The sequence below is a fragment of the Bacteroidales bacterium genome (genome assembly GCA_031276035.1).
Classification (GTDB): domain Bacteria; phylum Bacteroidota; class Bacteroidia; order Bacteroidales; family BM520; genus RGIG7150.
In genome coordinates, this window is sequence record JAISNV010000001.1 from 446,319 (window position 1) to 459,318 (window position 13,000).

Below are 13,000 nucleotides of genomic sequence, written 5' to 3' on the forward strand. Positions count from 1 at the left end.
TTCTCGGCTATTTTTGAACTATAATTTTACTTACAAATTCATTACCGCTCTTTGTATATACTCTAACCATATAAGTACCGGCTGCAAAATTTACTCGTACTTTAGTTGAATAATCAACCAACTGATACTCTCCTATTTTCTTACCGTTGATGTCGAAGATATAAGCAATTGCATCAGGTAATTCGTTTTCAGGTAATTCGAGTAACAAGGTAACGGAATTTCCGCTTTGTACAGGGTTAGGATATACTGTTAACTTCGGAGCCATACCTTCAGTGACGTTAGGAATAATCGGACAAGCCTCATCATACGTTCCGTCGGCTTTATAAGCTCTGACATTAAATTCGGACTCAAAAGTAAATCCTCCGTGTTCCGTATAATATTGAGATGTGCCGTATTGAGTTATAGGATATCCGTCTTTATACCATTGATAAGATACATATTTATTTCCTGTATTATCAATATAAAGAACATCATTCCATTTCAGTTCAATAATGATCGGATTTCTAAGCACTTCAAACGTAAATGTCAGCGTACCGCATTCGTTAGAAACTTCGACGATGTATTCTCCGGCTTTAGTAATATCGAAGTCTTCAGTATAATGTGAATCCGTTGATACTACGCTTCCATTAAAGAACCACTGATAATCAACCACACCCTCAGTTTCAACAAATAATTCCATCTTATCATTATCACAATAATACAAGGTTGCATCCGACATATTAGTGATAATCGGGAAGGTATTAATAGTTATGATGATATCATAATCTCTCTCACAGCTGCCAAAGCGTACCGATAAGGTTGCAGAATAATTACCAAGATCTGCGGTTTGCGGTACCGGAACAATAATGTTTGTACTCGGTAATTCAATATACTGAGGTATATTTACAAAACCAGCGGCAATAGCTTCGGAACTAAATAAGAGTTTATATTGAGCTCCTTCAAGATTGAGGTCTTCATATTCGATATTTACAGCACTTTCGCCGTTACATACTGTGAATACTGAACCTATATTCAAGTCGAAATTCGGAATAACTATTAATTCTATTTCAGCGATATTTTCATATTCGCAGTCACCTACCTTCATAGAGATCAAATAAGTAACAGTAACATTAGAAGTTCCGGTATTATAAAGTATTTCATTAATATACGGACTTACTCCCAACGCACCTTCATTATTATTAATATCAGGATGCGGTAATCTTTCCCATGAAATTTCAGTAACAGGGATAGAAGCGGTAATCATATATTCGAAGTTATCGCCGGAACATCTTGTTCCACCATGTAAATTACTGGTTACATAAGGTTTCGGATTAACTGTTATCATAAAGTTTCTTTCAACACTTGAACAATTTTCAAAGATTGCTTTAATACTAAAGATAGCAGTTGCCTGTTCTGTTCCGTTATTTTCAGGTGTAAATGAAGGAATAACGTTTGTACCGAATGTTTGTCCTAATCCGATATTATTTCCCGATACGAATTGCCATTCATAAACAGTACCAACCGGATTATTCAAACTTGCAAATTCAGAAACAAAGTCAATAGCTTCGGTTATATCGTCAACACAGAATGTGTAAGGCCCGATATTAAGTTCAACTGAAGGTATCGGGTTAACAACAATACTGAATGTAGCGCTATTTGTACACTCATGTCCGTACATGCTGAAAGTAGCAGTAACTTCATAGATTGACTCAAGTACTTCGTTAGTGTTGTTAGCAGCAATAAATGCAGGTAAAGGACCTTGACCGTTTTCTGCAAGACCAACATTAACACCGTTAGTTAATTGCCAGCTGTAAACAACTCCGGAAGTATTACCGAATTCGAAACCTTGAGTTAGTTCACCATCACAGTAAATCATTTCAGGTATAGTATTGATATGAGGTTGCGGTAATACAGCTATGCTGAATTGACTTGGACTACCCGGACAAGTATAAGCAGGATATTGAGGATAATTCAATATAGGCGTTACTTCGTAGATAGCTTCAATCATTATCGAACCCGTATTTTCAATAACCATACCGGTTATATTACCTTCTCCGGTAACAGGTATTTCAGGAATATTACCGGAAATTCTCGTCCATTTGTAGATTACATCATCAATATTGCTGCTGAATACTATATCTTCAATAGATTCGCCCGAGCAGATTTCTTGATGTACAGGGACAACGGTAGGTATATCAGGTGTCGGTAAAATTACAATCAGGAATTCTTGCCACTGATAATCATTACATGTTAAGTTAGCGAAGCTGTAGCTTGCTCTAACTCTATATTTACCAATTAACGGTTCATTTCCATCATTATATGTTTGGAAACCGGCTATAAAGTTGTCGCCAGATGCCGGAATACCCGGAATCATCGTACTACCTGCTTCATTTACAAATTCCCATTCGTAATAAGCATTAGGCATATTGCTTGTGAAGTAATAACTTGGTGCTGTTACTCCATTACAATATATCATATCTTCAACAAGAGAAGTAACCGGTCTAGGATTAACAGTAATCATGAAGTATTGAACTTCACCCTGACATTCTCCACTAACAGGTGTAACCGAATATATAGCTGTTATAGATTCGAAACCTTCGTTGGTAGCTGTAAATTCCGGTATTGTATTAACACCCGATGTAACAGGAAGACCTAAATCGAAACCAATTATACGTTGCCATACAAATGTTGTATTTTCATCTCCTGTAAATGTATATTCAGGAGCTTCTTCACCATCACAATAAATGAAGTTTTCAACTTCTACCGAAGGATTAGCATTAACAACAACATCGAATGAACAAGTACTTTCAATATCATTAATGTCAACCACTGTCCAAGTAACCGTTGTAGTACCAACATTGAAGCTTACGCCGTTTAATGATGTTCCGCTTCCAACAGTTGCACCAGTCATTTCGTAGCTAATACTTGACACAGCTATATTATCCGTTGCCGTTACATCCCAGCTGATGCCGTAATGTACATAAACTTCTTCGAGAGCCGTTAAGCAGATATTAACTACACCTTGGTAATTGGTAATAGTTTCACAGCTGATGCCGTTATCACAACCAATGCAAGGAGGTTCTTCATCAATAACTCTAACAGCAAATTCACATTCAGCATATAATCCTGCATGATCCATTGCTCTCCAAATTACTTGATAATCGAATCCATAATGGAATACAAAACCGTCTAATGTGCTTAAAGCATCGTCATAGCTAACTAAAATCTGGCCTGTGTTAATATTAACAATCATAACATGCATTGATTCAATAATTACATCATCGGTTGCAGTAGCATCCCAAGAAGTACCAATATGAGTATAATAACTTACACCCGGATCAGTAGGAATTATTATCATGTCGTTTTCATCAGCATATAATGCGATAATTTCGCTACAATCTACTTCAGGAGGTTCATTACCGTCGTATATTTGAATTTCAAATTCGCAAGCAGCACTTTCGCATCCTTCAACAGTAGCGGTTACCGTTACGGTTGTAATACCTACATTGAAATACGAACCGCTGCCGGATCCGTCTCCGGAACCTTCAGTTGCTCCTTCGAATAAATAGGTTAGAACCGGCACAGGCATTGTTTCATCAAGTTCTACAATATATTCTACAATCATTGATAATTCACCCGGAACTGTTGTATGTTCAAGTTGAACTTCAGGACAAGTGATGAATACCGGTTGTTGGTTAACTGTGATAGTAATTACCAAAGCATCTTCAGATGAAGTTAAGCAACCGGTAACCGTATTATGCGCAATAGCATAGAATGTATATGGAGAGTCTTCATATTCAGCCATTGAATCACCCAAGTATTCAATAGTACAATCGCTATCAATATAGAATTTAAGCTCTACATTTTCCTGTTCAGCTATTAAAGCAGTCAGTAAGTTTATACTAATTAAATTATCTTCACATATAGTAAGCATAGGATCTTCAACAAATATCGGAGAAGCAGGACGAGGATCAACGGTTATCGTTAATTCTAATGCTTCTTCCGAATCAGTTTCACATTCACTTGCAATGTTGATTGCAGTTACATAGATAGTATGTGATGCAGATACGCTATAGTCTGTTGTGATATCCGTGAATGGGATTGTACAAGCTTCATCTGTATAGAATGCTATTGTTACAACTGCATCGTCATAAGTAATCAAACTTTCCAATAGTGTTTCGTCAATAACATCGCCATCACAAACACTTAAGTCGGCACCACCAATTATTACCGGTGCTTCTGGACGAGGATCCACAGTAATTACCAATTCTAATGCATCTTCAGAAGATGTCTCACAACCTGTTCCTAAGTTAATTGTAGTAACATAGATAGTATGTGAAATTGCTATACTATAATCCGTTGTGATATCGGTAAAGGCTATAGTACAACCTGCATCCATATAGAATGCTACTGTTACAACTGCATCATCGTAAGTAATCAAACTTTCCAATAGTGCTGCGTTTATAGTTTCACCGTCGCATACGCTAGTATCGGCACCACCTACAATAACAGGAGCAACTGGACGAGGATTAACAGTAATAGTCAATTCCAATGCGTCTTCCACATCATGTGCACAGGTTGTTCCTGTGTAGTATGCCCTAACATAAAATTCGTGCGATGTAGCTACAGAATAATCTGTGTTGAATGCTGTTGTAAACTCAGTCGTACAATCTTCATCAACATATATTATATAATCGACATTATTTTGAATATCTATTAAGCCTAACAAGAAGTTAACCGATATTTCATCACCATCACAAACCTCAGCTACAGCATCATCAGCCAAAACAGGAGGTTCGGGTATAGGATAAATAGCAACATTAACCTCAGTACGTTCACCTTCGCATTCACCGTTGCTGTTTGCTACATAATATGTAGTTCCATCAACCAATGGAGTTGTTACAGGCAACGGATCAGTTGCATCTTCACTATCATACCAATTAATACCGTAACCAAGAACATAGAGATCTGCTATAATAGCACTTCCGCAGAATTCTTGTGATGATTCAGTAATAACTAATGACGGTTCGCCTATTGTTACAGGTACTTCGGTACGTTCAGTGCTTACACAATCACCGACTTTAAGCGCGATATAGTAAGAACCGGTTTCCAAAATAGTGTTCATTGGTAATTCAACCGTACTATTATCAGTTGCGTACCAAGCGTATTCATGTTCATAATAATTAACAATGATATCGCTTAACATAGCACCTTCACAGAAATATTGAGGTTCCATATCAATTGTCATTGTTATGTTACCTACAAGTATTACAAATACAGGTGTACGTTCAGTACTTTCACATTCGCCGACAGTTTGTGCGGCATAATATGTTGTTAAGCTTGTTAGTAGAGTATTATCAGATAGCATAACACCTCCTTCGGCAGCCGAATACCATGTGATATTATAACCATTGGTAATTAAATCACCTAAAGTATTCACACCTTGATTACAGAATTGCTGTTGCGCAGGAATATTCGGAGCCGGAATTATCATTTCAGGATCAAATTCTACTTTCACATAAGAACGTAAACTTTCGCATCCGCCTATAGCTTGAGAAGCCCAGTAAACACCACCATCAACCAATACTGTTTCAACAGGTAATTCATTGCCGTCTATTTCGGCATCATACCAAGTTATATTAACACCTTGGATAACCTTAACATCTGCTAATGTTAATCCCGGATTATCAGTAACACATAATTTAACAGGTGATTCTAATGTCGGCGGATTAACATATTCGTATAAATAGACAGTAACTGTAACGCGTTCGCTTACACAGTCACCATTTACATTAGCTGCATAATATGTTGTACCGTGTACTAATATTGTTGATATCGGCAACGGTATTGTAGAAACTTCGCTTGCATACCAAGTAACTCCGTAACCTGTAACTTCCAAATCTTCTATACTTGCACCCATGCAGAAGAATTGTTCGCTTGGAGTAATTACTTCTTCAGGTTCACCTATAGTAATATTTACAGGAACTCGTTCCGTAACAGTACAATCTTCATTGATGCTAATTTCAGCATAATATATATGAGTGATTAATCTGGCAATTTCCGATAAAGGTTCAACATCATCTATATTATAATACCAACTGATGCCTTCGTAAGGCATTTGAATATCAGCTATGATAGCACCTTCACAGAATGATTGATCCGAAATTACAAGTTCAATCTTTTCTTGATCATTGAATATTACTTCAACAGCAGTAAGTTCGGTACTTTCACATTTACCTATCATCAATGCTGCATAATATATTCCTCCATCTACTAATAATGTAGTTTCAGAATCCAATTCGTTACCATTTTCAACCGCATCATACCAAATTACACTCATACCCGGTGCAAGTATAATATCAGACAAGTAATAAGTACCCGTTTCACAGAAGTATTGCGGACTTGCAATTTCAGGAGCAGGAACTTCTAATTCATCATTAATAAATACTTTAATATAAGAACGTTCGCTTTCACAAGTTCCTATATTTTGTGATACCCAGTATGTAGAACCATTGGTTAATACTGTTGTTAAAGGTAATTGATCAGTACTTGTTTCACTTGCATACCAAGTAATATTCATACCTTGAACTGGTATATCGGCCAAGGTTACTTCTTCATCAGTAGAACACAACTCGATCGGACTGGATACTATCGGCGGATTAATATTTTCGTAAACATTAACCGTAACGGCGTATCCTATTAAACTGCAGTCACCATTTACATTAGCTGCATAATATGTAGCACCATGAGTTAATTCTTCATCTATATCTAATTCATCAGTTAATTCTTCATCAGAATACCAAGTGATTCCATAACCCATAACAGTAATATCTGCAATTGTTGCATTTGCACAGAAATCTTGAACACCGGTTTCATAATCATACGTTTCAGGTTCGATTTCTATTTCTACAGCTGCTCGCTGAGTGCTTTCGCAATTGTTGCCTACTGTTATTGCAGCATAATAAGTACCGGTAGTTAAGAGGTAATTATTATCCAAAGGTTCGGTACCGGTTTCACTTGCGTACCAAGTAATATTACTGCTGCTGCTATTACCAAGATTTATACTATTTATCATAGCTCCTTCGCAGAAATATTGCGGACTAGGAATTTCAGGTATTATTGTGATTTCAGGAACTAATGTTATTTCAACTGCCGTACGTTCGGTACTTTCGCAATAACCGACAACAAGGGCAACATAATAAGTAGCTCCGTCTGTTAATGTTACATTACCCGGAACTAATTCAATACTACTTTCAGCCGTTTCATACCAAACAACCGCCATACCTTCCGGCAATATAATATCTTCTAAAGTATAAGTACCGGTTTCGCAGAATTCTTGCGGACTTGCAATTATTGGCGCCGGTATTGTTTCCGGTTCGCTGATAATAACTCTTACGTATGAACGTTCGCTTTCACAAGTTCCAATACTTTGTGATACCCAATATATGCCGCCGTTTGTTAATACTGTAGTCAATTCTAAAGGATCGTCACCGGTTTCACTTGCATACCATGTAATATGTGCGCCAGAAGCTATTCCATATACATATACATCTGCCAAAGTTAATTCTTCATCTGTAGAACATAATGTTACAGGAGATTTAACCGTAGGTGGAAGTAGGTTGTAAATAGTAACAGTTACCGCATAAGAAATAATAGCACAATCGCCGTTGGTATTTGCTCCGTAATAGGTAGTGCCATGAGTTAACTCATCATTGATATCTAACTCATTTGTCAGACTTTCATCAGTGAACCATGTAATACCATAACCGAATACTGATATATCACTTACTGTTGCGGAACCACAGAATGCCTGTGTTTCTTGGATATAATCATAATCATCAGGATTAATTATAATTTCAACTGCAAGGCGTTGCGTACTTTCACAATCTTCGCCCATGGTTATTGCAGCATAATATGTTCCTGATGTTAGGATATAATTATTATCTAATGTATCCGTTCCATTCTCAGTGGTATACCAGTTAATATTTGCAGGATTGTTATTACCATGATGTATATTTATAATCATAGCTCCTTCGCAAAAATATTGCGGACTAGGAATTTCAGGAATTATTGTAATTTCGGTATCAATGATTATTTCTACCTGAGTACGTTCAGTACTTTCACAATATCCTATTACTAAAGCTGCATAATAAACATCTCCATCGGTTAATTCCGTAGCTTCAGGATTTACGACATTACCGTTTTCAATTGCGTCATACCATACAACAGTTACGCCTTGCGGAAGCATAACATCACTTAAATAATATACATCATTATCGCAGAATTCCTGCGGACTTACGATTATCGGTGCAGGTACTATCAGTTCGTTATTGATGTTAACCTTCACATAAGAACGTTCGCTCTTACATCCACCTAAAATTTGTGATACCCAATAAACACCACCATCAACCAATACTGTTGTCAATTCCAATTCATCATCGTTATTTTCGCTAGCATACCATTGAATATGTGCTCCATGAGCTATTCCGTAGACATATATATCTGCTAAAGTTAATTCCTCATCTGTAGAACATAATGTTACAGGAGAAATAACTGTAGGTGGAAATAGATTATCATAAATATTAACTGTTACCGCGTAAGCTATCAGAGCACAATCGCCATTTGTATTTGCCGCATAATAAGTAGCGCCGTGAGTTAATTCATCATCTAAATCCAACTCAATAGTCAACGCTTCGTCAGCATACCAAGTGAGGCCATAGCCGGTTATTGATATATCGCTTATTGTACCTACAACACAGAATGATTGTGTTTCTTCTATATAATCATAGTCATCAGGATTTATTTCTATTTCGACAGCTGCTCTTTGACTGCTTGCACAATTTTCGCTAATCTCAATAGCTGCATAATAAGTACCTGTTTCCAAGATATGTGTAAGAGCTAACGGTTCGGTTCCGTCTTCAGTTGCGTACCATTTGATAACACCGCTACCGTATCCGTCTATATGAATGCTGCTTATTATTGCTCCTTCGCAGAATACTTGCGGTGAAATAATATTCGGAGTTATTGTTAATTCAGGTACTAACTCTATAACTACTGCTGTTCTTTCGGTGCTTTCGCATTCGCCGATTATATTAGCTGCATAATAAACGTCTCCGTTAACCAACGTAACATCAGCAGGAACTAATAAGTTACCTTCTTCGTGTGCATCATACCATACAATATTCAATTGATCATCTAAGAATCTTTCAACATCTTCTAATGTATAAGTCTCATTATCACAGAATATTATCGGATTATGTATAACAGGCGGATCAACAATCATTTCATCATCAATCACAACCTTAATATATGAACGACCGCCTTCACACAAACCTATACTTTGTGATACCCAGTAAGTTGTACCATTTACTAAAGCAGTAGTTGATGGTAAAGCATCCTCGCTTGTTTCACTTGCATACCAAATAATATTGATTCCTTGAACATAATTATTCAGATATCCTAAGGTTAAATTGCCGTCTGTTTCACACAAAACAACCGGAGTTGTTACTATTGGAGGAGGTACATCATCATAAATATTGATTGTTACCGCATAACCAATTAATCCGCAATCACCGTTAGTATTAGCACCGTAATAAGTAGCGCCGTGTGTTAGTTCATCATCTAAATCCAATACATTCGTCAATTCCGGCTCTGTGTACCATGTGATACCGTAACCTGTAATAGTAATATCTTTTACTGTAGCAGCATAACAGAATGATTGAGTTTCTTCTATATAGTCATAATCCGTAGGATTGATTTTTATTTCTACAGCAACTCTCTGAGTGCTTTCACAATCGCTACCTACGAAGTAAGCTGCATAATAAGTACCTGTTTCAAGTATATGCTCAGGAGTCAGCGGTTGCGTACCGTTTACGGTTGCATACCAATTGATATTTGCAGGAGCATCGATGCTTGTGATCATCGCGCCTTCGCAGAAAACTTGCGGCGAGGTAATATCAGGCATTGTAGTTACTACCGGAACGAATGTTACGTTTACAGTTGTTAATTCCGTACTTTGACATTCGCCTATGATTTGCTTAGCATAATATGTTGAATAGACAATAATAGCTTCCGGCGGTACAGGATAAGTACCATTAGAATCTAAATACCAAATAATATTCTGTCCGTTAACAGGTAAATCCATTAACCTGACAGTTCCATTCATATCTTCACATAATTCTATTGGTGAATCTATTTCAGGAGCAGGTATATACATTTCAGGATTTATCTTCACGTAAACATAGGAACGTGCACTTTCACAGGTAGCTACGCGTTGTGATACCCAATAAGTGGTTCCGTCAACTAATGGAGTAGTTAATGGTAATAAATCATCTCCATCTTCACTTGCATACCATTGAATATTTAAACCTTCAACATGAATATCAGCCAAAGTTAAGTTTCCGACTATTTCACAAAGCTCTACAGGTGTAGTTACTGTTGGAGGAGGAATATTATCATAGATGTAAACGGTTACTGCCATAGCTATTATACCGCAATCACCGTTGATATTTGCAGCATAATAAGTAGCACCGTTAGTTAATACATCGTCAAGATCCAACAATTCTGTCAGTTCTTCATCGGAATACCATGTTATGCCGTAACCCATTATAGTAATATCGGCAATTGTTGCTGTTTCGCAGAAATACTGAACATCAGTTTCGTAATCGTAATTTTCAGGTTCAATATTTATAGATACCGGTAAACGTAAAGTGCTCTCGCAGTCATCGCCGACTTTTATTGCCGCATAATAAGTACCTGTTGCAAGTTTATGGTTATAATCTAAAGCAAGGGTACTAATATTAGTTGCATACCAAACTATATTATCACTTCCGTAACCTGTAATATCAATGCTGCTGATCATCGCACCCTCACAGAATATCTGTGGTGAAGCAATTACAGGAATTATTGTTATTTCATCTTTAAATTCTACTGTTACGGCTGTTCTGCTTGTACTTTCACAATCCCCTATGATTAATGAAGCATAGTAGATAGAACCGTTTGTCAAAGGAGTTGTACGCGGCAACTCAAAACCGTCGGTTGCAGCATTGTACCATATAACATTCATTCCATCGCTTAACATGATATCGTCTAAAGTATAGCCACCTGTTTCGCAGAATTCTTGAGGACTTACTATTTCAGGAGCAGGAACTTCCATTTCCGGATTGATGATTACCTTAACGTATGAGCGTTCGCTTTCACATAAGCCTATGCTTTGTGAAGCCCAGTAGATTGAGCCGTTTGTTAATACTGTTGTCAGCGGCAATTCGTTACCGTCAACTTGAGCATCATACCAGCGAATGTTACTTCCTTGTACATATACATCTGCCAATGTTAACTCGCCACCGGTAGAACATAATTCTATCGGGCTCATTACTGTCGGAGGAGGTACATTATCATAAATATATATGGTTACAGCATACGCAATTAATGCACAGTCGCCATTAGTATTTGCCGCATAATAGGTAGATCCATGAGTTAATTCATCATCCAAAGTTAATTCGATTGTCAATTCTTCATCTGAATACCATGTTAGACCGTAACCTGTAATAGATATATCAGCAATGGTAGCACTTATGCAGAACGATTGTGTTTCAGTGACATAATCATAATTTACAGGATCAATTACTATTGAAACAGCTTTACGTTGTGTACTTTCACAGTCTTCGCTTACTGCTATGGCCGCATAATATGTGCCGGTTTCAAGTTTATGTGTACTTGATAATGGTTCGGTTCCATCTACGGTTGCATACCATACAATTTCTGTATGAGGAACTATAATACTGTTGATCATCGCTCCTTCACAGAAATATTGCGGACTTGTTACATCCGGGGTTATTGTTATTTCAGGAACCAGTGAAACCTCCACTGCAGAACGTTCGGCGCTTTCACATTCACCTATCATCAACGCCGCATAATACGTAGCACCGTCAACCAATGCTGTGGTTACAGCATCTAATTCCGTAGTTCCTGTTTCCGAATCATACCATACTACATTCATTCCTAAAGCAAGAAGAATATCAGATAAGTAATATGTTCCTGTTTCGCAGAATTCTTGGGGACTCACTATTTCAGGTGCAGGAATTTCCATTTCAGAATTGATGATTACCTTAATGTATGAACGTTCGCTTTCGCATTCACCAACGCCTTGACTTACCCAGTAAATTGTTTCGGTTACTAAAGGTGTAGTCAATGGTAACGGGTCGTCGCCTGTTTCTGTTGAATACCAACGAATATTACTTCCTTGTATGTAAACATCCGCCAAAGTTAAGTTACCTTCAGTTTCACATAACACTAAGGGTGATTTTACAATTGGTGGAGGTACATCGCCGTAAATATTGATTGTTACGGCATAAGATATCAAAGCACAGTCGCCATTGGTGTTTGCTCCATAATATGTTAAACCGTGAATTAATTCTTCATCCAAAGCCAATTCAATTGTTAATTCTTCATCGGAATACCATGTCAAACCATAACCTACTATAGATATATCTCCTATTGAAGCATATCCGCAGAATGATTGTGTATCAGTGATATAATCATAATTTACAGGATTGATTACTATTGATACGGCAGTACGTTGTGTACTTTCACAGTCTTCGCCTACAGTTATAGCCGCATAATATGTGCCGGTCTCAAGTTTATGTGCACTTGATAATGGTTCGGTTCCATCTACGGTTGCATACCATACTATTCCTGTATGAGGAACTATAATACTGTTGATCATCGCTCCTTCACAGAAATATTGCGGACTTGTTACATCCGGGGTTATTGTTATTTCAGGAACCAGTGAAACCTCTACTGCAGAACGTTCGGTGCTTTCACACTCTCCTATCATTAAGGCTGCATAATACGTAGCACCATCAACCAATGCTGTGGTTGCAGCATTTAATTCCGTTGCTCCTGTTTCCGAATCATACCATACTACATTCATTCCTAAAGCAAGAAGAATATCAGATAAGTAATATGTTCCTGTTTCGCAGAATTCTTGAGGACTTACTATTTCAGGTGCAGGAATTTCCAT

General features: G+C 37.4%; 1 protein-coding gene. It reads right to left on the minus strand.

The features are described from left to right. Positions 1-7 precede the first annotated feature (7 nt). On the minus strand, positions 8-13,000 hold the full coding sequence (locus tag LBP67_01905) for a T9SS type A sorting domain-containing protein (GenBank protein MDR2083733.1): 12,993 nt from the start codon (positions 12,998-13,000) through the stop codon (positions 8-10).